The sequence below is a fragment of the Streptomyces gossypii genome (genome assembly GCF_025165795.1).
Classification (GTDB): Bacteria; Actinomycetota; Actinomycetes; order Streptomycetales; family Streptomycetaceae; genus Streptomyces; species Streptomyces gossypii.
The window spans coordinates 78,785-103,556 of sequence record NZ_JAJAGO010000009.1 but is presented as its reverse complement, the minus strand read 5'-3'; the positions used below and the strand labels follow the sequence as shown (position 1 = coordinate 103,556).

The 24,772-nt window shown below is 70.5% G+C and carries 19 protein-coding genes and 1 pseudogene; 3 read left to right on the top strand and 17 right to left on the bottom strand.

Translation table 11 applies throughout. The annotated features are described in order from the left end of the window. Positions 1–7: 7 nt before the first annotated feature. The 9 genes from nuoI to LHJ74_RS19875 are packed head-to-tail and all read right to left on the bottom strand — an operon-like array spanning position 8 to position 9,879. Positions 8–667, bottom strand: a complete 660-nt coding sequence (nuoI, locus tag LHJ74_RS19915; RefSeq protein ID WP_260219465.1) for an NADH-quinone oxidoreductase subunit NuoI — start codon at positions 665–667, stop codon at positions 8–10. After that, a complete protein-coding gene (gene nuoH / locus LHJ74_RS19910; RefSeq protein ID WP_260219464.1) occupies positions 624–2,033 on the bottom strand; it encodes an NADH-quinone oxidoreductase subunit NuoH in 1,410 nt (469 codons plus the stop codon). Before nuoH ends, nuoI begins: the two co-directional genes overlap by 44 nt. Continuing rightward, positions 2,033–4,606: an NADH-quinone oxidoreductase subunit G gene (locus tag LHJ74_RS19905; protein WP_260219463.1), complete on the bottom strand. Its 2,574-nt coding sequence runs from the start codon at positions 4,604–4,606 to the stop codon at positions 2,033–2,035. The genes nuoH and LHJ74_RS19905 overlap by 1 nt, the downstream gene beginning before the upstream one ends. Next, entirely contained in the window at positions 4,603–5,943 is a 1,341-nt protein-coding gene (gene nuoF, locus LHJ74_RS19900; RefSeq protein ID WP_260219462.1) for an NADH-quinone oxidoreductase subunit NuoF, read from the bottom strand. Before nuoF ends, LHJ74_RS19905 begins: the two co-directional genes overlap by 4 nt. Continuing rightward, entirely contained in the window at positions 5,940–6,797 is an 858-nt protein-coding gene (nuoE, locus tag LHJ74_RS19895; RefSeq protein WP_260219461.1) for an NADH-quinone oxidoreductase subunit NuoE, read from the bottom strand. The genes nuoF and nuoE overlap by 4 nt, the downstream gene beginning before the upstream one ends. Beyond that, positions 6,794–8,173 (bottom strand): NADH-quinone oxidoreductase subunit D, encoded by a 1,380-nt coding sequence (locus tag LHJ74_RS19890; RefSeq protein ID WP_260219460.1) that lies wholly within the window; start codon positions 8,171–8,173, stop codon positions 6,794–6,796. The genes nuoE and LHJ74_RS19890 overlap by 4 nt, the downstream gene beginning before the upstream one ends. Further along, positions 8,173–8,958 (bottom strand): NADH-quinone oxidoreductase subunit C, encoded by a 786-nt coding sequence (locus LHJ74_RS19885; protein WP_260219459.1) that lies wholly within the window; start codon positions 8,956–8,958, stop codon positions 8,173–8,175. The genes LHJ74_RS19890 and LHJ74_RS19885 overlap by 1 nt, the downstream gene beginning before the upstream one ends. Continuing rightward, positions 8,955–9,509 carry a NuoB/complex I 20 kDa subunit family protein gene (locus LHJ74_RS19880; RefSeq protein ID WP_260219458.1) on the bottom strand — a complete coding sequence of 185 codons (555 nt, stop codon included), beginning with the start codon at positions 9,507–9,509 and terminating at the stop codon, positions 8,955–8,957. Before LHJ74_RS19880 ends, LHJ74_RS19885 begins: the two co-directional genes overlap by 4 nt. 10 nt (positions 9,510–9,519) lie before the next feature. Continuing rightward, positions 9,520–9,879: an NADH-quinone oxidoreductase subunit A gene (locus LHJ74_RS19875; RefSeq protein WP_260219457.1), complete on the bottom strand. Its 360-nt coding sequence runs from the start codon at positions 9,877–9,879 to the stop codon at positions 9,520–9,522. Between the two features lie 860 nt (positions 9,880–10,739). Here LHJ74_RS19875 and LHJ74_RS19870 point away from each other — a divergent pair. Continuing rightward, positions 10,740–11,501 (top strand): annotated as a pseudogene (locus tag LHJ74_RS19870) (C40 family peptidase); the annotation flags it as partial. Positions 11,502–11,669: 168 nt separating this feature from the next. On the opposite strand, the gene LHJ74_RS19865 reads toward LHJ74_RS19870, so the two are convergent. From LHJ74_RS19865 to LHJ74_RS19835, 7 genes are all read right to left on the bottom strand, one after another. Further along, positions 11,670–12,983 carry a geranylgeranyl reductase family protein gene (locus tag LHJ74_RS19865; RefSeq protein WP_260219456.1) on the bottom strand — a complete coding sequence of 438 codons (1,314 nt, stop codon included), beginning with the start codon at positions 12,981–12,983 and terminating at the stop codon, positions 11,670–11,672. Positions 12,984–13,207: 224 nt separating this feature from the next. Continuing rightward, a complete protein-coding gene (locus tag LHJ74_RS19860) occupies positions 13,208–14,926 on the bottom strand; it encodes a hypothetical protein (RefSeq protein ID WP_260219455.1) in 1,719 nt (572 codons plus the stop codon). A gap of 264 nt (positions 14,927–15,190) precedes the next feature. Beyond that, on the bottom strand, positions 15,191–15,910 hold the full coding sequence (locus tag LHJ74_RS19855; RefSeq protein WP_260219454.1) for a demethylmenaquinone methyltransferase: 720 nt from the start codon (positions 15,908–15,910) through the stop codon (positions 15,191–15,193). A 75-nt stretch (positions 15,911–15,985) separates the two neighbouring features. Then, positions 15,986–16,645 carry an imidazolonepropionase-like domain-containing protein gene (locus LHJ74_RS19850; protein WP_260219453.1) on the bottom strand — a complete coding sequence of 220 codons (660 nt, stop codon included), beginning with the start codon at positions 16,643–16,645 and terminating at the stop codon, positions 15,986–15,988. A gap of 12 nt (positions 16,646–16,657) precedes the next feature. After that, complete coding sequence (gene mqnC / locus LHJ74_RS19845) at positions 16,658–17,854, bottom strand: cyclic dehypoxanthinyl futalosine synthase (protein WP_260219452.1); 1,197 nt, start codon at positions 17,852–17,854, stop codon at positions 16,658–16,660. A gap of 118 nt (positions 17,855–17,972) precedes the next feature. Next, on the bottom strand, positions 17,973–19,730 hold the full coding sequence (locus tag LHJ74_RS19840) for a serine/threonine-protein kinase (protein ID WP_260219665.1): 1,758 nt from the start codon (positions 19,728–19,730) through the stop codon (positions 17,973–17,975). A gap of 58 nt (positions 19,731–19,788) precedes the next feature. Then, complete coding sequence (locus tag LHJ74_RS19835) at positions 19,789–20,673, bottom strand: menaquinone biosynthetic enzyme MqnA/MqnD family protein (RefSeq protein ID WP_260219451.1); 885 nt, start codon at positions 20,671–20,673, stop codon at positions 19,789–19,791. A 317-nt stretch (positions 20,674–20,990) separates the two neighbouring features. Here LHJ74_RS19835 and LHJ74_RS19830 point away from each other — a divergent pair, with 317 nt between their 5' ends. Then, positions 20,991–21,194, top strand: a complete 204-nt coding sequence (locus tag LHJ74_RS19830; RefSeq protein WP_027749613.1) for a cold-shock protein — start codon at positions 20,991–20,993, stop codon at positions 21,192–21,194. Positions 21,195–21,445: 251 nt separating this feature from the next. After that, a complete protein-coding gene (locus LHJ74_RS19825; protein WP_260219450.1) occupies positions 21,446–22,606 on the top strand; it encodes an FAD-dependent oxidoreductase in 1,161 nt (386 codons plus the stop codon). A gap of 220 nt (positions 22,607–22,826) precedes the next feature. On the opposite strand, the gene LHJ74_RS19820 is transcribed toward LHJ74_RS19825, so the two are convergent. Further along, the gene (locus LHJ74_RS19820; RefSeq protein ID WP_260219449.1) at positions 22,827–24,728 is read right to left on the bottom strand and encodes an AMP-dependent synthetase/ligase; all 1,902 of its coding nucleotides are present in this window, start codon (positions 24,726–24,728) and stop codon (positions 22,827–22,829) included. Positions 24,729–24,772 lie beyond the last annotated feature (44 nt).

Here is a 24,772-nt window from a genome sequence, read left to right as displayed (position 1 = left end):
GCCGCACTCACTTCTCCCCCACCGCCTCCGCGGCAGCGGGCTCGTCCGCGCCGAAGGTGTCGGCCGCGGCCTGCGGCGCCTCGTTCAGCGGGTTCTTGGAGTGGGGCTCCTGCTGGACGGTGCCCGGTGCGGCCTCGGTGACGAAGCCGCTGTAGTAGTCCTTGTCCGTCATCCCGGGGTAGATCGAGTGCGGTGACTCGACCATTCCCTCCTCCAGGCCCGCGAGCAGCTCTTCCTTCGTGTAGATGAGCGATTCGCGGGAGGAGTCGGCCAGTTCGTACTCGTTGGTCATGGTCAGTGCCCGGGTGGGGCACGCCTCGACGCACAGGCCGCACAGGATGCAGCGCAGATAGTTGATCTGGTAGACGCGGCCGTAGCGCTCACCCGGGGAGTAGCGCTCCTCCTCGGTGTTGTCCGCGCCCTCCACATAGATCGCGTCGGCCGGACAGGCCCAGGCGCACAGCTCGCAGCCGATGCACTTCTCCAGCCCGTCCGGATGCCGGTTGAGCTGGTGCCGCCCGTGGAAACGGGGCGCCGTCGGCTTCTTGTACTCCGGGTACTGCTCGGTCAGCCGCTTCTTGAACATGGCCTTGAAGGTCACGCCGAAGCCGGCCAGGGGGTTGTCAGGCACCGTCGGCACCCCTTCCTTGGGAGGTGGACCCTGCATTGCTCTCGCCGGGTTCGCCGGAGGCCGCGGCAGAACCGGATTCCGCCGCCGTACCGACAAGTTGGGGCTCGCCGCGCGGACGCCGTCGCGGCGTCGGCGGGAGGGTCTGGCCGGGCAGCGGCGGCACCGGATAGCCACCGGCCATCGGGTCGAACCCAGGAGGTTCGGCTTGCTTCTCCCGCTCCTCGGCGGCCTTCTCCCCGCGCTCACGGAAGATGTCGACGAGGAAGGAGATCAGCAGCAGCGCGATTCCCGCGCCGCCGACCCAGTAGATGATGTCGGCGAAGGAGTAGTCCTCGTTCCGCATCGCCCGTACGCCCGCGACCAGCATCAGCCAGACCATCGCGACGGGGATGAGCACCTTCCAGCCCAGCTTCATGAACTGGTCGTAGCGCACCCGGGGCAGCGTGGCGCGCAGCCAGATGAACGCGAAGAGCAGCATGCACAGCTTCAGGACGAACCACAGCATCGGCCACCAGCCGTGGTTCGCGCCCTCCCAGTACGTCGAGATCGGCGCGGGTGCCCGCCAGCCGCCCAGGAAGAGGGTGACCGCGAGAGCCGAGACCGTGACCATGTGGACGTACTCGGTGAGCATGAACAGGGCGAACTTGATCGACGAGTACTCGGTGTTGAAGCCGCCGACCAGGTCGCCCTCGGACTCCGGCATGTCGAACGGCGCGCGGTGCGCCTCGCCGACCATCGAGACCAGGTAGATCAGGAAGGAGACCGGCAGCAGGATCGCGAACCAGCGGTCCTCCTGCGAGTCGACGATCGCCGAGGTGGACATCGATCCGGAGTAGAGGAAGACCGCTGCGAAGCTGAGGCCCATCGCGACCTCGTAGCTGATGATCTGCGCGGTCGCCCGCACCCCGCCGAGCAGCGGGTAGGTCGACTTGGAGGACCAGCCCGCCAGCACCACGCCGTAGGCGGCGATGGAGGAGGTGGCGAGGATGTAGAGCACCGCCACCGGCAGGTCGGTCAGCTGCATCGCGGTACGGGTGCCGAAGATCGACACCTCGTTGCCGGGCGGACCGAACGGGATCACCGCGATCGCCATGAAGGCGGGGATGGTGCCGATGATCGGCGCGAGGACGTAGACGACCTTGTCGGCGCCCTTGACGATGATGTCTTCCTTGAGCATCAGCTTCACGCCGTCGGCGAGCGACTGGAGCAGGCCCCAGGGCCCGTGCCGGTTCGGCCCGATCCGCCGCTGCATCCAGCCGAGGACCTTGCGCTCGAAGACGATGGAGATGAGGACGGTGCCCATCAGGAAGGCGAAGCAGAAGACCGCCTTGAGGCCGATGAGCCACCAGGGGTCGGTGCCGAAGTTCGTCATGTCCTCGGCAGCGAGCATATGACCCTGCATCAGACCTCCACCTCCTTGTTGCCGGAAGCGTCGTCGCCGGAAGCGTCGTTGCCCGAAGCGTCGTTGCCCGAAGCGTCGTTGCCCGAAGCGGCCGGGGAGAGCCTGACCAGCTGGCCCGGCAGCGCGCCCAGGTCACGCTGCGCCCCGCCGCCGGTGGAGTTCAACGGAATCCACACCACGTGGTCCGGCATTGCCGTGACCTGCAACGGAAGGCGTACGGACCCGGCCGGGCCGTCGACGGAGACGAGCTGCCCGTCCGCGACCCCGGCAGCCTCGGCGGTGCCCTGCGAGGCCCGTACGACGGCTGCGTGCCGCGTCCCGGCCAGCGCCTCGTCACCGACCTGCAGGCGTCCCTGGTCGAGCAGCATCCGGTGCCCGGCGAGCACCGCCTCGCCCGCTCGGGGCTGGGGCAGCGGCCGTGCGGAGGACTGCGGTGCGGCGGGCACCGGCCCGTCCCAGCCGCCGAGCCGCTCCAGTTCGCGGCGCGTCGCCCGTACGTCGGGCAGCGCCACGGGCCGGTTCAGCGCGTCGGCGAGCATGTGCAGCACCCGCCCGTCCGGCTGTACGTGCCGCCGGGTCATCTGGTCGGGCTTCAGCGCGGCCTCGAACAGCCGTGCGCGGCCTTCCCAGTTGAGGAAGGTGCCGGACTTCTCCGCGGCGGCGGCGACCGGCAGCACCACGTCGGCGTGTTCGGTCACCTCGGACGGCCGCAATTCCAGGCTGACGAGGAAGTCGACCGCGTCCAGCGCCTCCAGGGCGCGGGCCGGGTCGGGCAGGTCAGCGATCTCGACGCCGCCGACGATCAGCCCGTGCAGTCCGCCGGTGGCGGCGGCCTCGATGATCCCGGCGGTGTCGCGGCCCTCGGTGTCGGGGAGCCGGGAGAGGCCCCAGACCCCGGCGACCTCGGCGCGGGCCCTCGGGTCGGCGGCGGGCCGGCCACCGGGCAGCAGGGCCGGCAGGGCGCCGGCCTCGATGGCTCCGCGCTCACCAGCCCGGCGCGGAATCCATACGAGCCGGGCGCCGGTGGCGGTGGCGGCCCGTACGGCGGCGGTCAGTCCGCCGGGGACGGCGGCCAGCCGCTCACCGACGATGATCACCGAACCGTCGGCGCGCAGCGCCTCGGCGGCGCGATGGCCCTCGGCGTCGAGCCCGACGCCGCCGGCCAGGCCGTCCAGCCATTCGGTCTCGGTGCCCGGCGCGGCGGGCAGCAGCGTGCCGCCCGCCTTCTCCAGGCCCCGGGCGGCGTGACTGGCGAGGGAGTAGGTGCGCTGGCCGCGCTTGCGGTAGGCCTTGCGCAGCCGCAGGAAGACGCCCGGCGCCTCCTCCTCGGACTCGAAGCCCACCAGGAGGACCGCGGGGGCCTGTTCGAGTGTGGTGTGGGTGAGTCCGCTGCCGTCCAGATCCACGCCGCGGCCGGCGACATGGGCGGCGAGGAAGCCGGCCTCCTCGCCGGAGTGGATCCGGGCGCGGAAGTCGATGTCGTGGGTGCCGAGTGCGACCCGGGCGAACTTGGCGTAGGCGTAGGCGTCCTCGAAGGTCACCCGGCCGCCGGTGAGCACGCCGACGCCGCGGCCTGAGCCGCGGTCACGGGCGGCCGCCAGGCCGCGGGCGGCGGCCTCCAGCGCCTCCGGCCAGCTGGCCTGCTCCAGCCTGCCGGTCTCCGCGTCGCGCACCAGCGGGACCGTGAGCCGCTCCGGGCGCTGCGCGTAGCGGAAGCCGAAGCGGCCCTTGTCGCACAGCCACTCCTCGTTGACCTCCGGGTCCTCGGCAGCCATGCGGCGCATGACCTTGCCCCGGCGGTGGTCCGTACGGGTGGCACAGCCGCCCGCGCAGTGCTCGCACACGCTCGGCGAGGAGACCAGGTCGAAGGGGCGGGAGCGGAAGCGGTAGGCGGCGGAGGTGAGCGCGCCGACCGGGCAGATCTGGATGGTGTTGCCGGAGAAGTACGACTCGAAGGGGTCGCCCTCACCGGTGCCCACCTGCTGGAGCGCGCCACGCTCCAGCAGTTCGATCATCGGGTCTCCGGCGATCTCGTTGGAGAAGCGGGTGCAGCGGGCGCACAGCACGCAGCGCTCGCGGTCCAGCAGCACCTGGGTGGAGATGGCGACCGGCTTCTCGAAGGTGCGCTTCCGGCCCTCGAACCGGGATTCGGCGGAGCCGGTGGACATCGCCTGGTTCTGCAGCGGGCACTCACCGCCCTTGTCGCAGACCGGGCAGTCCAGCGGGTGGTTGATGAGCAGCAGCTCCATCACCCCGCGCTGGGCCTTCTCGGCGACGGGCGAGCTGAGCTGGGTCCGCACGACCATGCCGTCGGTGCAGGTGATGGTGCACGAGGCCATCGGCTTGCGCTGGCCCTCGACCTCGACGATGCACTGACGGCAGGCGCCCGCCGGTTCGAGGAGCGGATGGTCGCAGAAGCGGGGGATCTCGATGCCGAGCTGTTCGGCGGCACGAATGACCAGGGTGCCCTTGGGCACGCTGATCAGTGCGCCGTCGATGCTGAGGGATACGAGGTCCTCCGGCGGCGGGCCTTCCCCGCCACCGGAGGTCGTCGCGTCGGTCGTCACGGTCACGCTTTCACCTCCAGGTGAGCGGTTTTGTCGGCCCAGACGGTGGAAGCTGCCGGGTCGAAGGGGCAGCCACGGCCGTTCACGTGCTGCTCGTACTCCTCGCGGAAGTGCTTGAGCGAGGAGAAGATCGGTGCGGCGGCGCCGTCACCCAGCGCGCAGAACGACTTGCCGTTGATGGTGTCGGCGATGTCGTCGATCTTGTCGATGTCTGCGAGCGTGGCTTTGCCCGCCTCGATGTCGCGGAGCAACTGGACGAGCCAGTAGGTGCCTTCGCGGCAGGGGGTGCACTTGCCGCAGGACTCGTGTGCGTAGAACTCCGTCCAGCGGGTCACGGCGCGCACCACGCAGGTGGTCTCGTCGAAGCACTGGAGCGCCTTGGTGCCGAGCATGGAGCCCGCAGCGCCGACACCCTCGTAGTCCAGCGGGACGTCGAGGTGCTCCTCGGTGAGCATCGGGGTGGAGGAGCCGCCCGGCGTCCAGAACTTCAGCCGGTGCCCCTTCCGCATGCCGCCGCTCATGTCGAGCAGTTGGCGCAGGGTGACGCCGAGCGGCGCCTCGTACTGGCCGGGACCGGCGACATGGCCGCTGAGCGAGTAGAGCGTGAAGCCGGGGGACTTCTCGCTGCCCATCGACCGGAACCAGTCCTTGCCCTTGTGCATCAGGGAGGGAACCGAGGCGATGGACTCGACGTTGTTCACCACAGTGGGGCAGGCGTAGAGGCCCGCGACCGCGGGGAAGGGAGGGCGCAGCCGGGGCTGGCCGCGGCGCCCCTCGAGGGAGTCGAGCAGTGCCGTCTCCTCGCCGCAGATGTACGCGCCCGCGCCCGCGTGCACGGTGAGTTCCAGGTCCTTGCCGGGCCCGAGCGCGTCCTTGCCGAGGTAGCCCGCCGCGTACGCCTCGCGCACGGCCTCGTGCAGCCTGCGCAGCACGGGGACGACTTCACCGCGCAGGTAGATGAAGGCATGGCTGGAGCGGATCGCGTGGCAGGCGATCACCATCCCTTCGATGAGGGAGTGCGGGTTGGCGAAGAGCAGCGGGATGTCCTTGCAGGTGCCCGGCTCGGATTCGTCGGCGTTGACGACGAGATAGTGCGGCTTGCCGTCGCCCTGCGGGATGAACTGCCACTTCATGCCGGTGGGGAAGCCCGCGCCGCCCCGGCCGCGCAGTCCGGCCTCCTTCACGTACGCGATGACGTCGTCCGGGTCCATGGCCAGTGCCGTGCGCAGGCCCTCGTAGCCGTCGTGCCGCCGGTAGGTCTCCAGCGTCCAGGCGTCCGGCTGGTCCCAGAAGGTGGACAGCACCGGGGTGAGCAGCTTGGCGGGAGAATCGGTGGCGTTCACTGGTCCTCCTCTGTGACCGGTCCGGCCTGGTGGGCGGGATCGGAGGCCGCGGTGTCCTGCGGCGCGTCATGCGAGCTGGGGTGGGTTTCCGGCGGCTGCGCGCCCTCGGCCGTGACGTCGGCGCCGAGTGCGTCGGCTCCCGCGCTTCGCTGCGGGGCGACGCGCGGGGGTGCGCTCTCGCCCTTCGCCAGCCGGAGGCCGGCCAGCGAGGCGGGGCCCGCGCCGCCGCTCTCGGCCACGGCGCCCGTCCGCTCGTCCGGGAATCCGGCGAGGATGCGGGCGGTCTCCTTGAAGGTGCAGAGCTTCGCGCCCCGGGTCGGCTCGACCTCGCGGCCCGCCCGCAGGTCGTCGACCATCTGCTTGGCGCTGCCGGGTGTCTGGTTGTCGAAGAACTCCCAGTTGACCATCACCACGGGGGCGAAGTCGCAGGCCGCGTTGCACTCGATGTGTTCGAGGGTGACCTTGCCGTCCTCGGTGGTCTCGCTGTTGCCGACCCCCAGGTGCTGCTGGAGTTCCTCGAAGATCGCGTCGCCGCCCATCACCGCGCACAGCGTGTTGGTGCAGACTCCGACCTGGTAGTCGCCGGAGGGCTTCCGCCGGTACATGCTGTAGAAGGTCGCGACGGCGTTGACCTCGGCGGTTGTCAGGTCGAGCACCTCGGCGCAGAAGCGCTGCCCCGTCCGGGTCACATGCCCTTCCTCGGACTGCACGAGGTGCAGCAGCGGCAGCAGCGCGGACCTGCTGTCCGGGTAGCGGGCGATGATCTCCCGCGCGTCCTCCGTGAGCCGCTCCCGTACGTCCGCCGGGTAGTCGGGGGCCGGAAGCTGCGGCATACCGATCGATACGTCCGTCATCGGTCGACGCCTCCCATCACAGGGTCGATGGATGCGACGGCGACGATGACGTCGGCGACCTGGCCGCCTTCGCACATCGCCGACATGGACTGGAGGTTGGTGAAGGAGGGGTCGCGGAAGTGCACCCGGTAGGGACGCGTGCCGCCGTCGCTCACCGCGTGCACGCCCAGCTCGCCCTTGGGCGACTCGACCGCCGCGTACGCCTGGCCCGGAGGCACCCGGAATCCCTCGGTGACCAGCTTGAAGTGGTGGATCAGGGCCTCCATGGAGGTGCCCATGATGTTCTTGATGTGGTCCAGCGAGTTGCCGAGGCCGTCCGGGCCCAGCGCGAGCTGCGCGGGCCAGGCGATCTTCTTGTCCTCGACCATCACCGAACCGGGCTTCAGCTGGTCCAGCCGCTCCAGGCACTGGTCGATGATGCGCAGCGACTCCCGCATCTCCTCGATGCGCAGCAGGAAGCGCCCGTAGGAGTCGCAGGTGTCGACGGTGGGCACGTCGAAGTCGTAGGTGTCGTAGCCGCAGTACGGCTGCGCCTTGCGCAGGTCGAACGGCAGCCCGGCAGAGCGCAGTATCGGGCCGGTGAGGCCCAGCGCCATGCAGCCCGAGAGGTCCAGATAGCCGATGCCCTGGAGCCGGGCCTTGTAGACCGGGTTGCCCGTGGCGAGCTTGTCGTACTCCGGCAGGTTCTTGCGCATCTTCTTCTGGAACTCGCGCAGCGCGTCCATGCCGCCGGGCGGCAGGTCCTGGGAGAGGCCGCCGGGCCTGATGAACGCGTGGTTCATGCGGAGCCCGGTGATCAGCTCGAACAGGTCGAGGATCATCTCGCGGTCCCGGAATCCGGCGATCGCGACGGTGGTGGCGCCCAGCTCCATACCGCCGGTGGCGAGGTAGACCAGATGCGAGGAGATCCGGTTCAGCTCCATGAGCATGACCCTTATGACCGTGGCACGGTCCGGGATCTGGTCCTCGATGCCGAGCAGCTTCTCCACTGCCAGGCAGTACGCCGCCTCGTTGAACAGCGGCATCACGTAGTCCATGCGCGTCACGAAGGTGGTGCCCTGCGTCCACGTCCGGTATTCGAGGTTCTTCTCGATGCCGGTGTGCAGATAGCCGATGCCGCAGCGCGCCTCGGTGACGGTCTCGCCGTCGATCTCCAGGATGAGCCGGAGCACACCGTGGGTGGAGGGGTGCTGGGGGCCCATGTTGACGATGATGCGTTCGTCGTCGCTCTTGGCTGCGGCGGCCGCGATCTCGTCCCAGTCACCACCGGTGACGTCGTAGACGGTGCCCTCGGTGGTTTCCCGGGTACCCGCGGTCGCGTGGGCCGCATGGGCCTCTTCGGCCGTGTGACTCGAGTGGTTTGCTTCAGGGGACATCAGCTGTACGACCTCCGCTGGTCGGGAGCCGGGATCTGGGCACCCTTGTACTCGACGGGAATGCCGCCGAGCGGGTAGTCCTTGCGCTGCGGGAAGCCCTGCCAGTCGTCCGGCATGATGATCCGCGTCAGCGCCGGATGGCCGTCGAAGACCAGGCCGAAGAAGTCGTAGGTCTCGCGCTCGTGCCAGTCGTTCGTCGGATAGACCTCGACCAGCGAGGGGACGTGCGGGTCCGCGTCGGGAGCGGTGACCTCCAGCCGGATCAGCCGGTTGTGGGTGAGCGAGCGCAGGTGGTAGACGGCGTGCAGCTCGCGGCCCTCGTCCTCGGGGAAGTGGACCCCGCTGACGCCGGTGCACATCTCGAACCGCAGCGCCGGGTCGTCGCGCAGCGTCCGGGCCACCTGGAGCAGGTACGCGCGTTCGATGTGGAAGGTCAGCTCCCGGCGGTCGACGACGGTCTTCTGGATGACCTCGGCGGGGAGGAGACCCTGCTCCTCCAGCGCGCCTTCGAGCTCGTCCGCGATCTCGTCGAACACCCCCGGTTCCCTGGGGGCTCCCGGCTCCGCGCCTGACGGGGCGGGACCGTACGGCCGCGTGGTGCCGCCGGGCAGCCGCACCGTACGGACCAGTCCGCCGTAACCGGAGGTGTCCGCACCCGAGTTGGCGCCGAACATGCCGCGGCGCACCCCGACGACCTCGCCCTGGTCGCCACGGTGACCCGGCAGGTTGTGGGCGTTCACATCCTGGTCGGGATTGGGCTTGTTGATCCCGTTGTCCTGGCTCACCGCAGCAGGCCCTTCATCTCGATCGTGGGGAGCGCGTTCTTCGCCGCTTCCTCCGCCTCGCGGGCCGCCTCTTCCTGGTTCACGCCGAGCTTGCCGTGCTGGATCTTCTCGTGCAGCTTGAGAATGGAATGGATCAGCATCTCGGGGCGCGGAGGACAGCCGGGCAGGTAGATGTCGACCGGCACGACGTGGTCGACGCCCTGCACGATCGCGTAGTTGTTGAACATCCCGCCGGAGGAGGCGCAGACGCCCATGGAGATGACCCACTTGGGGTTGGGCATCTGGTCATAGACCTGGCGCAGCACCGGGGCCATCTTCTGGCTGACCCGCCCGGCCACGATCATGAGGTCCGCCTGGCGGGGTGAGCCGCGGAAGACCTCCATGCCGAAGCGGGCGAGGTCGTAGCGGCCCGCGCCCGTGGTCATCATCTCGATGGCGCAGCAGGCGAGCCCGAACGTCGCCGGGAACACCGACGACTTGCGGACCCACCCGGCGGCCTGCTCGACGGTGGAGAGCATGAAGCCGCTCGGCAGTTTCTCTTCGAGTCCCATTACTCAGCCCCTAGTCCCATTCCAGGCCGCCGCGGCGCCATACGTAGGCGTAGGCGACGAAGACGGTGAGCACGAAGAGCAGCATCTCCACGAGCCCGAAAATCCCCAGCGAGTCGAACGAGACCGCCCAGGGATAGAGGAAGACGATCTCGATGTCGAAGACGATGAACAGCATCGCCGTCAGGTAGTACTTGATCGGGAAGCGGCCACCGCCCTCCGCCTGTGGCGTGGGCTCGATGCCGCACTCGTAGGCTTCGAGCTTGGCCCGGTTGTAGCGCTTCGGGCCGATGATCGAGGCCATGACCACGGAGAAGATCGCAAAGCCCGCCGCGAGGCCCCCCAGTACGAGGATGGGCGTGTACGCGTTCACCGCTCCCCTCTCCTTCCAGTCGACCCCTGCCAGGGGCATCTCCCGGGCTGCCACGCCGAGGGGGTTCGACGCCGGCTGCCGGCTGACCACTGGGCCGTGTGTGCGGCCCCCCACGAAGATCGCTCATATGTGAGGCAGTTCACAAGCCCTGGTGGAGGCATCCTATGCCCGGTGCTCTGTGATCTGCGACACGGGATGCGACAACGTCTTTGTGATCTCCACCACCTGGCAAATGACCACGACTCCGAGCACCCTGCGATCTTCATACGCGAAGCATTCGATCACTCACAGGTGGTGACCGTCCAGCCCCGTGACCTGCCGAAAAGCCGGGATTCTTAGCAAGCACGGAGGTGCGTCGGCAAATTCGCGCTGGACACCCCCGGCTGCTAGCCGGCACCGCCGGCCGACCCGTCGGCACACTGCGGCGCAGCCCTGCCCGGGAAGCGCCGCGGGAGGACGGAGCGCGCGCCGGAGCGAAGAGTGATCTTCGCGGCCGCGGGGAATGCGATCCGTACGGGAAGGTCGTGAACGCCCGCACAAGCCAGGATGCGGTCAATGGACCGAATCGCCTGTTTCAGGCGGTAGTTCGGGTATGCGCCCCAGGAGCCGATGTGACCTGCGCCACTCCTTCTTCCGGCAGCTACTGACTTCTTTGCGCCCGTTATACGTACGTGATATGCCGAATGAGTAATCGGTCTTACTGAACAACTGCCAGGACACGGCCTTGTAGTTGGGCATTGCCGCCTCGCCGGGAGGCTTCCGGCGAAGATCCAGGAGGCGCCAACTGGGCCCCCGCATCCTGAATGTGGCGCATCCCACCTTTATTGAAGGCACCCGGTCGGCACTGATAGCCAATACCCATGTCCCAAACCGCGCACATACCCAGCCACCGGAAGCCCCGTGAGCGGTCCAGGAAAAACCTGGCCCTGCGCGCCGGAGTTGCCGGTGGCGTCCTCGGCACCATCGCGGTCACCGCCGGTGCCGCGCCCGCCTCCTCGACCGGCAAGGACACCAAGCCGACCGAGACGACGGCCCAGCTCCCCACGCTCACCGCCGACCTTCCGGTCGCGGCCGAGCGGACGGCCGACTCGCTCGCCATGTCCGCCCTCCATTACGAGCTGGAGGACGCCCGGCACGCCGCCGCGAGCAAGGCGGCCGAGACCGCCAAGGAGCAGAAGGCCGAGGCACAGCGCAAGGCTGAGGAGGCCCGCAAGGCCGAGGCCGCGGAGAAGGCCAAGGAGCGCGACGCAGCCGCCGCCCGCGCCTCCCGTGCCTCCACCACCCCGGAGCGCACCACACTCAGCACCGAGGAAGCCCCCAGCCAGGCCGCAGCCAGCACTCCGGCTCCCTCGACCGGCAGCGGCAACTCCGCGGCGCTCATCAGCTTCCTGCGCGCGCAGGTCGGCAAGGCGTACGTCTCCGGCGCCACCGGGCCGAGCGCGTACGACTGTTCCGGACTGACCCAGGCCGCGTTCAAGACGATCGGCATCGACCTGCCGCGCGTCTCGCAGGCCCAGTCCACGACCGGCACCCAGATCTCGGTCAGCGAGGCCCAGCCCGGCGACCTGCTCTTCTGGGGCGGCGTCGGCAGCGCGTACCACGTGGCCGTGTACGTCGGAAACGGCCAGTACATCGACGCCGCCAACCCGTCCAAGGGCGTCGCGCTGCAGAACCTCTCCGACGCCCCGCCGACCTCCGCGCCCGGCGTGCTCTGCCCCGGTCCGGATCGATCCCACGCAGAGGGGCCCCGCCGCGATGGTTCGCGGCGGGGCCCCTCTGCTGGGCGGCTCTCAGGAGCTCGGCGCCACCTTGGCCAGGCCGTTGATCAGGCGGTCCATGGCGTCGCCGCCCGTGGGGTCGGTGAGGTTCGCCAGCATCTTCAGCGTGAAGCGCATCAGCAGCGGGTGGCTCAGCCCGCGCTCCGCGGCCAGCTTCATCACCTTCCCGTTCCCGATGAGCTTCACGAAGGCCCGGCCCAGCGTGTAGTAGCCGCCGTAGGTGTCCTGGAGGGCCTTGGGGTAGCCCAGCAGGGCGCGTTCACGCTGCGCGGCGGTCTGCCGGGCGTGTGCCTGGACGATGATCTCGGCCGCCATCTCACCGGACTCCATGGCGTACGCGATGCCCTCGCCGTTGAACGGGTTCACCAGACCGCCCGCGTCCCCGACCAGCAGCAGACCGCGCGTGTAGTGCGGCTGCCGGTTGAAGGCCATCGGCAGGGCGGCGCCGCGGATCGGGCTCGTCATGTTCTCCGGCGTGTAACCCCACTCCTCGGGCATCGAGGCGCACCACGCCTTGAGGACCTCACGCCAGTCGAGCTCCTTGAAGGAGGACGAGGTGTTGAGGACGCCCAGGCCGACGTTCGACGTCCCGTCACCCATCCCGAACACCCAGCCGTAGCCCGGCAGCAGGCGGTCCCGCGCACCGCGCCGGTCCCACAGCTCCAGCCAGGACTCCAGATAGTCGTCCTCATGCCGGGGGGAGGTGAAGTACGTACGGACCGCGACGCCCATCGGGCGGTCGTCGCGCCGGTGCAGGCCCATCTTCAGCGACAGCCGGGTGGAGTTGCCGTCCGCCGCGACGACGAGCGGTGCGGAGAAGGTGACGGGGACCTTGTCCTCGCCGAGCTTCGCCTCGACACCGGTGATCCGGCCGGTGCGCTCGTCCAGGATCGGGGCGCCCACATTGCAGCGCTCGTACAGCCGCGCGCCCGCCTTCTGCGCCTGACGGGCCAGCTGCTCGTCGAAGTCGTCGCGCTTGCGGACCAGTCCGTAGTCCGGATAGCTGGCCAGCTCCGGCCAGTCGAGCTGCAGTCGGTGGCCGCCGCCGACGATGCGCAGGCCCTTGTTCCGCAGCCAGCCCGCCTCTTCGGAGATGTCGATCCCCATGCCGACCAACTGCTTGGTGGCGCGGGGCGTGAGCCCGTCGCCGCAGACCTTCTCGCGCGGGAAGGCGGTCTTCTCCAGCAGGAGCACATCGAGCCCGGAACGGGCCAGGTGGTACGCGGTGGTGGAGCCGGCCGGCCCCGCGCCGACGACGATCACATCGGCGCGCTGCTCGGACGGCGCACCCGACGGCTTCGAGGTGCTGGTGAGGGGCTCGGTCACGTCGGTCTCCCGCAAGACTCGGTGGCGCGTGCCGGTGGCCCCGGCTCTGACGGAGACAGTCTAGTGCTGCGCCGCGCAGGCTCATGGAGCGGGCCGCGGCGTCCGGTGCGTGTGCGCGCAGGGCGGTGGATCACCCTCGTACTGGCCGCATTCGGGCGGCTCCGACACCGCGGCAGACGACCGTACCGGGCGTCGCGGACCCCGCGGACCTGCCCGGCGCGGCACTACAAGGCCCGGTCCCCTGAGCCAGGCTGCGGGTCGTCCGGCGGGGTGGGCTGCGGCGGCTTGTCCGGTCCGGAGGCGTCCGGCGTCGTGGCCGTGGGAGGCGGGGTCTCCTGGGGTGGCGGGCTGCCTGCGGGAGGCGGAGTGGCGCCCTGGGGAGGCGGCATGCCTGCGGGCGGCGGGGTGGCGTAGCCGGGCGGCGGGGTGGCGTAGCCGGGCGGCGCCGTGCCGTAGGGCGGCTGCCCGTACACCGTCGGCGGATACGCGTAGCCGGGCGGCACCCCGTACCCGGCCGGGCCTCCGTGGCCCGGCGGAAGACCGTAGCCCGGCGGCGGGTAGCCGTGAGCCGTGGGCTGTGCCAACGCCCGCATCAGGTACGGGATCAGCAGCACCGCCAGCGAGACCCACAGCACGGTGAGCGGCAGCACCTCCACGGCGATGCCGTAGCCCGCCTCGCTCCGTACGCTCCCGCCGCCCAGGTCGCTCTCGTAGTCCCCGAAGCCGGAGCCGGAGACCTGACGTGCCGTCAGGCCGACCTCCGCAGCCCAGATGGTCAGCAGAATCCCGGTGGCGGACAGGGCACCGGTCAGGAGCTGTCCCGGCACGCTGCCGCGCACCAGCCGCCCGGCCAGCCAGCCGATCAGCAGCGCACAGACCACTCCACCGACCACCGCGCCCGCCGCCGCCCAGCCGCTTGCCTCGGAGCCGAGTTCGGAGATGCCCACCGACTCGATCGTCAGGGAGTCGAAGCTGCTGTCGCCCTCGTACTCCAGCGGAGCTCCCCAGGAGATGCCCAGAATGCCCGCGCCGACGTTGGGCGCGGTCAGGAGCATCAGGACGTACCCCTCGGCCGGGGTGCCCGACCAGTCCAGGGTCAGGGCGAGCACCACCCACACGGTGACGGTGGCCAGCGTGAGGACGGCCATCACCGCGCGCAGGGCCGCGCACCACGCGTGCCAGGCGATCAGGCCGCCGGTGCCGGGCTGCGCGGACAGCCGGGCCCGGATCCAGGGCCCCGCCAGCACACCGCCGGTGACCAGCAGGCAGAGCACCAGCGCGCCGAGTGCGGCCAGCACGGGCGTGGTGGAGACCTCCAGGTCGCCGGTCTCCGGCTGGGAGAAGAGGGCCAGCAGCAGGGTCAGCGCGCCCGTCAGCAGCCCGGCCCGTACGGTCGACTCCATGGCGGCGGTGGCGCTCGCCGGGAAACGTCGCAGGTGCCGTGCTCCGATCCACAGCATGGCGACGAACAGGGCGGTGACCGTCAGCGGCACGACCGAGATGGTGGACACCACGGCGGCGCCGCCGGACATGCCCGCGTCACCCTCGCGGTTCGTCAGCTCGAACCCGCCCCCGACACCCCGCAGCAGGGCGGCCAGACACCACTGGAGCCTCTCGCCCCACCCGATCTCGTCCCCGACGGCGGCCGCCGGACTGTTCTCGTCGAAGAACTCGTCGAGGGGCAGGGTGAGGAGGACAGCCGAGACCAGCAGGGACAACGGCGCCCACAGCGCGGCCAGAAAGGAGCGCCGCCAGTCGCCGGTGAGGGTGCGGACGACGAAGGAGTCACCGGGACGGCCGGGCGGCCCCAGCGGTGATCCCGGTGGCGGGGGCGGCGGGTACGCGTACGCCGGGACGGTGGGGCCGTCGGGCGAGGCCCCGGCTGCTGCCGGGCCCGCGGCGGGCGGGGCAGTGAGCGTTGCGGGCAGGGGCGGGGCAGGCACGGGCGGCGCAGCGGCAGGCGGCGCAGCGGCGGGCGGGGCCGGGATCCAGCCGGGCGGGGGCGGCGCGACCGGCGGCTGGGGCAGCTGACCACCGCACGTCATACAGAAGCGGGCGCCCTGGGGAGACGGTGCACCACAGGACGGGCAGGAGGCGGCCACAGCGGCTCCACAGCGAGGAGGGAAGGCGGATCTGCCGCCGAACCGGGCAGAGGCGGACCCGCAATCCTACCGACTACTGTGAAATCCCGTACACATAAAGTGACTTCAGCTGTCCGTGGAACTCTCTCCCGCACGGGGGCGGATGCCCCGGTGCAGGGCCACGACACCACCGGTCAGATTCCGCCACGCCACGTCCCGCCAGCCCGCCTGCTGGAGCCGCCCCGCGAGCGCGGGCTGGTCGGGCCAGGCGCGGATGGAGTCGGCGAGATAGACATACGCGTCCGGACTGCTGGACACCCGCTCCGCGAGGGGCGGCAGCGCACGCATCAGGTATTCGGTGTAGACGGTGCGGAAGGGCGCCCAGGTCGGGTGGCTGAACTCGCAGATGACGACCCGTCCTCCGGGCACGGTCACCCGCAGCATCTCGCGCAGCGCCGCGTCCGTGTCGTGCACGTTGCGCAGCCCGAAGGAGATGGTGACCGCGTCGAAGACGGCATCGCGGAACGGCAGCCTGGTCGCGTCACCGGCGGTGAAGGGCATCCACGGCTGGCGCTTCTTTCCCTCGGCGAGCATGCCGAGGGAGAAGTCGCACGGCACGGTGTACGCCCCCGCGGCGGCGAAGGGCTTCGAGGAGGTGGCCGTACCGGCGGCGAGATCGAGCACCCGCCCACCGGGGCGCGCGTCGACCGCCCGGGCGACCGCCTTGCGCCAGAGACGGGCCTGACCGAGGGAGAGCACGTCGTTGGTGAGGTCGTAGCGCGCGGCGACGTCATCGAACATCGCGGCGACTTCGTGCGGCTGCTTTTCCAGGGATGCGCGGGTCACGGGACCATTGTTCACCTTCCGCCCTGCTGCCGTGCGGGCGGGCGCCGTCAGAGCCCGTCGGGTCGCTCCGGGTCGTCAGCGAGTGCGGTGGACGAGGCGACCGCCCAGCACCGTTGCCGCGCAGCTCGCCGCACCCGCGTGCCGGAGCGCGGCCAGCGGATCGGAGCCGTCGGCACCGGCCGGGAGGGCGAAGGCCGCCAAGTCGGCGCGGCCACCGGGGGCGAGGGTGCCCGCGAAGGCGGATTCCGGCGGCACCAGCGCCAGCGGGTCCAGCACGGGCGCCGCGCCCTCGGGTGAGGGACGCCGCAGCTCCACCATCCCCGCCCGGCGCACCGCCGTGCGCACCGGCGCGCGGCGGAACGGACCCACCACGGCCGTGACCCCGCACGCCAGCAGCCGCTGGAGCCCCCGGCGGGCGCTGCCGCCCCAGCGGGTGTCGTCCATGGCGAGGGCGGCCAGCGCCGGGCCGCTGAGCGGTTCGGTGCCCAACTGGTCCGCCTCACGCGGGTCCGGGTGGTAGGCGTCCTCCAGCAGGGCGGCGGCACCGGGATGGACGAGGCCGGGCGTGAGCACCCCGGGCCAGCGCCTGGTGCGCGCCTGCGGGAAGGCGGCGGCCAGTTCCCCGTACGGGCCGACCGCCTCGATCACACCGCCGTCCAGCACGACCGCGCCGCCGCGTACCGGAGGGAGCCCGGCGCCGGGGAGCAGCAGTTCGGCCGTGTGCAGTGTCGGCATCGGGCGTCGCCGCTATCCGGCGTCGACGAGCTTCAGATCGGGGTGGGCGGTGCCGCCCGCGATCGCGGTGGAGGAGAGGTGCGAGACGGCCCGGTCGTCGACCGGGTCGTTCGCCGGGTCGTCGTGCACGACCAGGTGTTCGTACGTCGTCGCACGCTGCGCCGGGACGCGGCCCGCCGAGCGGATGAGCTGGATCAGCTCCGTCCGGTTGGAGCGGTGCTTGGCGCCCGCCGAGGAGACGACGTTCTCCTCCAGCATCACCGAGCCCAGGTCATCCGCGCCATAGTGCAGCGAGAGCTGGCCGACGTCCTTGCCGGTCGTCAGCCAGGAGCCCTGGATGTGCGCGACGTTGTCGAGGAAGACGCGGGCGATGGCGATCATGCGCAGGTATTCGAACAGGGTTGCCTGCGTCTGACCCTTCAGCGTGTTGTTCTCCGGCTGGTAGGTGTACGGGATGAAGGCGCGGAAGCCGCCCGTACGGTCCTGCACATCGCGGATCATCCGCAGGTGTTCGATCCGCTCGGCGTTGGTCTCCCCGGTGCCCATGAGCATGGTGGAGGTCGACTCGACACCCATTCCGTGCGCCGTCTCCATGATCTCCAGCCAGCGCTCGCCCGACTCCTTCAGGGGGGCGATGGCCTTCCGGGGGCGGGCCGGGAGCAGCTCGGCGCCCGCGCCCGCGAAGGAGTCCAGCCCGGCCGCGTGGATCCGGCGGATCGCCTCCTCGGGGGAGACCTTGGAGATGCGGGCCATGTGCTCGACCTCGGAGGCACCCAGCGAGTGGATCACCAGCTGGGGGTACGCCTGCTTGATCGCGGCGAAGTGCTCCTCGTAGTACTCGACGCCGTAGTCCGGGTGGTGGCCGCCCTGGAACATGATCTGGGTGCCGCCGAGTTCCACCGTCTCCGCGCAGCGCCGCAGGATGTCGTCGAGGTCCCTGGTCCACACCTTGTCGCTCTTGGGAGCGGCGTAGAAGGCGCAGAACTTGCAGGCGGTCACGCAGGAGTTGGTGTAGTTGATGTTCCGCTCGATGATGTACGTCGCGATGTGCTCGGTGCTCGCGTAACGCTTGCGGCGCACCGCGTCGGCGGCCTCGCCCAGCGCGTGCAGCGGCGCGGAGCGGTACAGGTCCAGGGCCTCCTCCGGGCTGATGCGGCCTCCCTGGGCGGCGCGGTCGAGTACGGACTGGAGGTCGGCGTTCTCGGGCACCGGAGCGTCCCTTCATGGTGGCTGCAACGACCGGACCAGCGTACGTCACGGGCCCCGGCCCCCAGCGGTGGTCCCGGTGGTGGTTCCGACGCGGGTCAGCCGGTCTTCTTCAACCGGTTCAGCCTGTCTTCTTCAGGGTGCCCGCCGCGTTGCCGCCCGCGGAGTCGTTGGACTCGTAGCGGAGGCTGCCGTCCTCCCGGAGCGTGAACACCTCGTTGGTACCTCCCTTGCTACAGGTGAGCGACCTGTCGCCGGAGGAGGCGTCGGTACGCAGGGTCTTGTCGGTGGCGGAGGTCAGCTTCCAGGCCCCGGAGCACTCCAGGCCGGTGTTCACGACCTTGCCGGTACCGATGAGATCGCCGGGCTCGCCCTTCTTGAGGGTGATGGTCAGGGTGCCGTTGCGCAGTCCGCTGTCCATGTAGAGCTCGCCCTTCCAGGTGCCGACGAACGCATCCGGCACCGAACGGCGGGCCGGTTCTTCGCCGTCCCTGTCACCGGGGGGCTGGTCCTCTCCGAACGTCGGGTCGCCTGTCGGGCTGGGTGACTCGCTGTGGCCGGAGTCGGCGGAGTTGTTGGAATTGTCACCTTGTGAGCCCGACCCGGGCAGCAGGTCGAAGACGAGAGTCGCGCTCAGCAGCGCGGCCACCAGCACCCCGGCGACCGACAGGACCAGGGTGCAGCTCAGCTGCCGCCCGCGCCGGGTGCTGGGAGCGCCGGGGGGCCCGGCAGTGGGAGCCGGGGCGCTGGTGGCGTGGGCGGACAGCGCGAAGCGGCCACGGCCGGCCGGTCCACCCGTCGTCAGGGGCGGGGACGCGGGGAGGGGTGGCGGCACGGCGGGGGCGTCCGGCGGCGCGATTCCGGCTCCGGCTTCGGCTCCGGCTCCGGCTCCGGCCCGCTGTGCGGGGTGGGTGAAGGGCACCAGTCCCGACACGTTCTCCCCGGACCCTCCCGGCTGGTCCGGCTGCTCCGGAAGCTCCGGCTCCAGGTCCAGCAGCTGGACCGCGCTCCGGCTGGCCTCCTCGACCAGCGGGCCCGGCAGCCACCCGGGCCGGATCAGACCGCTCGCCCCCACCGGGCCCGCCAGCGCCTCGGCCACCTGAGCGGTGGAAGGCCGCTCCCGGGCGTCCTTGGCCAGACAGCCCGCGATCAGCTCTCGCAACGGGCCGTGCAGATCGTCCAGTTCCGGCTCCTCGTGTACGACGAGGTAGAGCAGCGCGTGCGAGCTGTCCCCGGGGAAGGGGGAGGCACCGGTGGCCGCGTAGGCCAGCACCGCGCCCAGCGAGAAGACGTCGGAGGCGGGCCCCACCGGCCCCTTGCCCAGCACCTGTTCGGGTGACATATAGCCGGGCGACCCGATGGAGACGCCGGTCGAGGTGAGCGCCGTGGTGCCGTCCGTCGCGCGGGCGATGCCGAAGTCGATGAGCCGTGGGCCGTCCAGCGTCAGCAGGACGTTCGACGGTTTGATGTCGCGGTGCACCAGGCCGAGGCCGTGCACGGCGGTCAGTGCCTCCGCCAGGCCGGCACCCAGCGCCCGTACGGCGGCCTCGGGCAGCGGACCGTGGCCCGCTATGGCGTGCTGGAGGGTGGGGCCCGCGACATAGCCGGTGGCGACCCAGGGCAGGTCCGCGTCGGCGTCGGCGTCCAGCACCGGAGCGGTCCACTCGCCGCCCACCTGCCGCGCGGACCGCACCTCGCGGCGGAACCGCTCGCGGAACTGCTCGTCGGCGGCGAAGTGCGGGTGCACCACCTTCACCGCGACCGTACGGCCGCCGGGGCTCCGGCCCAGATACACCCGCCCCATGCCACCCGCGCCGAGCCGCCGCAACAGGCGGTACTCCCCTATGACCCGCGGATCGTCGGCCTCCAGCGACTGCATCATGCGTACCTCCCCCTGGACGCTGCGGCCACCCAGCTTAGGGCCTGCCCAGTGGGGCTTAGGGGCGTGTCCAGTGGGCCTGAGGCGTGCCCTGAGGCCGCAGCAGTTCCACCCGCGCGTCCGGCGGATAACCCGTCGTGCCACCGGTACGGCGGGCGAATTCCGCGATACCGGCGAGTTGTTCGTCGCCGAGCCGGAAATCGAGGGTGGTGAAATAGCGCTCCAGCACCCGCGCCTCGAATGGCTCCCAACGGGACGCCTGCTCCGCGACCTTGGCCACTTCCTCCAGTGACAGATCACGCGAGGCGAGGAACGCCTCGTGCACCTCGCGCACGAGCGCGGGCTCGCGCTCCAGATAATCCCGGCGGGTTGCCCAGATCGCGAAGACGAACGGCAGACCGGTCCAGTCCTTCCACAGCTGCCCGAGGTCGTGCACCTGGAGCCCCGGCTCCGGCAGCGCCCGCAGATAGGCCCGCAGCCCCAGGTCACCGATGACCACGGCGGCGTCCGCCTCCTGCATCATCCGGGCGAGGTCGGGCGGACACGTGTAGTAGTCGGGCTGCACGCCGTACCGCTCGGCGAGCAGCAGCTGCGCCAGGCGTACGGAGGTGCGGGAGGTGGAGCCCAGAGCGACGCGCGCTCCGTCCAGCTTCTCCAGCGGAACCCGGGAGACGATCTCGCAGGACATGACCGCGCCATCGCAGCCGACCGCGATATCCGGCAACGCCACAAGGTCGTCAGCATTGCGCAGGAATTCCACAAGGGTGACCGGCGCGATATCGAGATCCCCGTTCACCAGCTGTTCGCTCAGCCTTTCGGGGGTGTCCTTGGTGAGGGTGAGATCGAGCAGGGAGCCCGTACGGGCGAGGCCCCAATAGAGGGGAAGGCAGTTCAAGAACTGGATGTGCCCGACACGCGGGCGGGATCTCGGCTGTGCAGTCACACTGCGGAGCGTACGCCCCGGAGCGTGACGTTCCGCCGCGCGGTCGGGTGGTGCGCCGGGCAGGGCTCTGGCCAGGGGATGGGTGGCAACGAGGGGTTCGTCGGGTGATCCGATGATGCCCGTGGGGGGTTCCTCACAAATCAAGATCTTGGGCACTTCCGCGCCACAGCCCTACCGTGCTAGGCTCGCCGCAAGTTGCAGTTTGGTTTCCCTTGCAGTACAGAGCCTGCGGAGCATGTGACCGCGGGCTCTCGTCATTTTCAGACTTCATTGCAGGTTCTGGAGCAGGGCGACCCTTTTAGGCCCAGGGAGGGCTTATGGCTACCGGAACCGTTAAGTGGTTCAACGCCGAGAAGGGCTTCGGCTTCATCGCCCAGGACGGCGGCGGCCCCGATGTCTTCGTCCACTACTCCGCGATCAACGCCACCGGCTTCCGCTCCCTCGAGGAGAACCAGCAGGTGAATTTTGATGTGACCCAGGGTCCGAAGGGCCCGCAGGCGGAGAACGTCACCCCCGCCTGATCACTGATTGAAGCGGTACCCAAGGAGCCCCCGCCCCGGCGGGGGCTCCTGCCGTTCGTGCCCATGGCGTACGGACGGGGCTTACAACGGCCCGCCGGTCGGTTCGATCTGGCCGAGGGGAGCCCGGCTGTACGAGGACTGCGGACCTTGGCGCCACCGACCTCGCGGATCATCCCTCCGCTGGTACGCCGTCGTTTCAGTTCGGTGACGGGGCGGGACCGGCTTGGTGAGGAGCCGTACGTTGTACCGGCATGAGACCCCGTATCGCTGTGATCGGCAGCGGCCCCGCCGGCCTTGCCTTCGCCCGCGTCCTGCACCGTCATGGTCACCCTGTCACCGTCCTCGAACGCGATCCCGGCCGCGACGCCCGTCCCGCGGGCGGCACGCTGGACCTGCATGAGGGGCTGGGCCAACTGGCGTTGGAGAAGGCGGGGGTGCTGGCGGAGTTCCAGGCGCTGTCCCGTCCTGAGGGGCAGGCCATGCGCATCCTGGACGCGGACGGGACCGTCCTCCGCGACTGGCAACCTCGTCCGGGTGACCGGGCCAATCCCGAGATCGACCGCGGGCAACTCCGTGACCTGTTGCTCGGGCCCCTGGACGTTCAGTGGGGGCGGGACGTGACGCAGGTGGCGCCCCAGAGCCGGGATGGCGTGCTGGTCCATTTCGCGGACGGGCGACAGAAGACGTTCGACCTCGTGATCGGCGCGGACGGTGCCTGGTCCCGGGTCCGCCCTGCGGTCTCGTCCGCGACGCCGCAGTACACCGGCGTCACCTTGGTCGAGAGCTCCCTGGACGACATCGACACCCGCCACCCCGACCTCGCCCGGCTGGTCGGCGACGGTTCCGTGGCTGTCTACGGCGTGAACCGCGCGCTCGTCGCCCAGCGCAACAGCGGCGGCCACGTCAAGGTATACGCCCAGTTCCGCGTGCCGCTGGACTGGCACACGAACCCGGACCGGCAGACGGGCGCGAACCAGCGCGCGGGCCTGGGCCTGACCGACGTCGAGGCCGTGCGGTCAAGCCTGCTGGCTCTGTTCGACGGCTGGGCCGCTCCCGTCCTCGACCTCCTCCGTCACAGCACAGCTTTCGTCCACCGCCCCCTCTATACCCTCCCCGTGTCCCACACCTGGGCCCACGTCTCGGGGGTGACGCTACTGGGCGACGCCGCCCACCTGATGCCCCCGTTGGGGGCGGGCGCGAACCTCGCGCTGCTGGAAGGCGCCGAACTCGCCGAGTCCATCGCCGCCGCCCCCGGGCCTGGAGATCTGGATGAGGCCGTCCGCGCCTTCGAGGAACAGATGTGGGCTCGGGCCGGCAAGTGGGCGAACATCACGATGGCTGGTCTGGAACGCCTCGTGAGCCCCGACCCCTCCGAAGCCCTGGCCCTCTTCGACGAGGTCCAGCCTTCCTGACTGCCGAGCGCGAGAGCACGGCCCAGTCCGCTGGTTCCTCGCCCACGGACACGCCCTGAGGGCTGTCCCGTAATCGCTGGTGGATCAGCGCGCGGCGTCAGATGCGGTGCTTCGCAAGGCGGAGGACGTCCTCATACTGGGCGTATCCGGGCGTTCCGGCAACGCAGCGAGGTGTGCCGCAGCTGTCGTCGTGCGCCCGCCAGGGATCACGGGACAGCCCTCAGCCGTACAGTTCGTCGATCTCGCGGGCGAAATCCCGGACGATCGCGGCCCGCTTCAGTTTGAACGACGGGGTCAGGTAGCCGCTCTCCTCCGTGAAGCCGACCGGCAGGACGGCGAACCGGCGGATCGATTCTGCTTGCGACACGAGCTTGTTCGTCTCGTCCACCGCCTGCTGGAGGTTGCGCAGCAGATCCCCGTCCTCGGCCAGCTGGGCCGCGGTGAGGTCCGTCTTGCGGTGCATCTGCTGCCAGTGCGCCAGCCCGTCCGGGTCCAGTGTGATGAGCGCGGCCAGGTAGGGACGGTTGTCGCCGATCACCAGGCACTGGCTGACCAGCGGATGTGCCCGCAGCCAGTCCTCCAGCGGCGCCGGAGCGGTGTTCTTGCCGCCCGAGGTGATGATCAGATCCTTCTTCCGGCCGGTGATGCTGAGATAGCCCTCCGCGTCCAGTTCCCCGATGTCCCCGGTGGCGAACCAGCCCTCCGCGTCGGTCTCGGGCACGGCGACCCGGCGGGCCGCGTCCCAGTAGCCGCTGAAGACCTGGCCGCCCTTGAGCAGCACCTCACCGTCGTCCGCGATCCGGACGGTGGTGCCCGGCACCGGCCAGCCCACCGTGTCCAGCCGTGGCTTGAGCGGCGGCGTCAGGGTGACCGCGGCGGTGGTCTCGGTCAGGCCGTAGCCCTCGAAGACCTCGATCCCCGCCCCCGTGAAGAACGAGCAGAGACGTTTCCCCAACGGTGAGCCGCCACAGATGATGTAGATGACCTTGCCGCCCAGGGCGGCGCGTATCCGCCGGTAGACCAGCGGGTCGTAGAGGCCGCGGACGGCGCGCGTGCCCAGTCCGGGACCCTTCCCGGTGCCGTGGCGCGCGCTGATGGAGGCGTCGCCCCAGCGGACGGCGATCCGTGCGGCACGGTCGAAGGACGCGCCGCGGCGCATCTTCTCGGCGGTTGCCCGCCCGGAGTTGTAGATCTTCTCCAGGACGTACGGGATGGCGAGCAGGAACGTCGGCCGGAACCCGGCCAGGTCCGCGAGGAGTTCGTCCGTGTTGGTGCTCGGCGCGAAGCCCATCCGCACCCGGGCCCGTACACAGCCGATCGCGACCATGCGGCCGAACACGTGGGCGAGCGGGAGGAAGAGGAGAGTGGCGGGGGGCTCCTCGCTCACCGACCTGAAGAGCGGGTGCAGCAGTTCGACACAGTTGTCCACCTCGGCGAAGAAGTTGCCGTGGGTGAGCACGCAGCCCTTGGGCTCCCCGGTGGTACCGGAGGTGTAGATCAGGGTGGCGATGGTGTTCGGACCGAGCATTCCCCGCCGCTCGGCCACCGCCTCGTCGGGAAGGTGACTCCCCTCCGACGCGAGCTGGTAGAGGGCGCCCGCGTCGATCTGCCAGAGGTGCCGCAGGGCGGGCAGCGCCCCCCGCACGCCGGTGACCAGCCGGGCGAGTCCGACGTCCTCCACCGCGCAGGCGGCAACCTCCGCGTCGCGGAGGATCTCCCGGGCCTGGGCTGCCGAGGAGGTGGGGAAGATGGGGACGGTGACCAGGCCGGCCGCCCAGCCTGCGAAGTCCAGCAGCGTCCACTCGTAGGCCGTACGGGCGATGATGGCCAGCCGGTCGCCGGGCCGCAGACCGACGGCGATCAGCCCCTTGGCGGTGGCGGACACCTCCTGGGCGAACTGCGTCGTCGTGACGTCCAGCCAGGTACCGTCCTGCTGCTTGCGGCTGAAGACGGCCTCGTCAGGGGCGTCGGCGGCGTTGTGGAAGGGAATGTCGGCAAGCGACCCGAACTGCACGGGCGCGACGAGGGGTGGCACGAACGCCTCCCGTACGACACCGTCGACCACCAGTTTCGTCGGCTCGACGAGGGGGGACGCCGAGCGGGGGACAGCCGGCTGTGGCATGGGGGCTCCTTGAGGTCCTGGTTCCACGGATCAGGCCGGCCGCC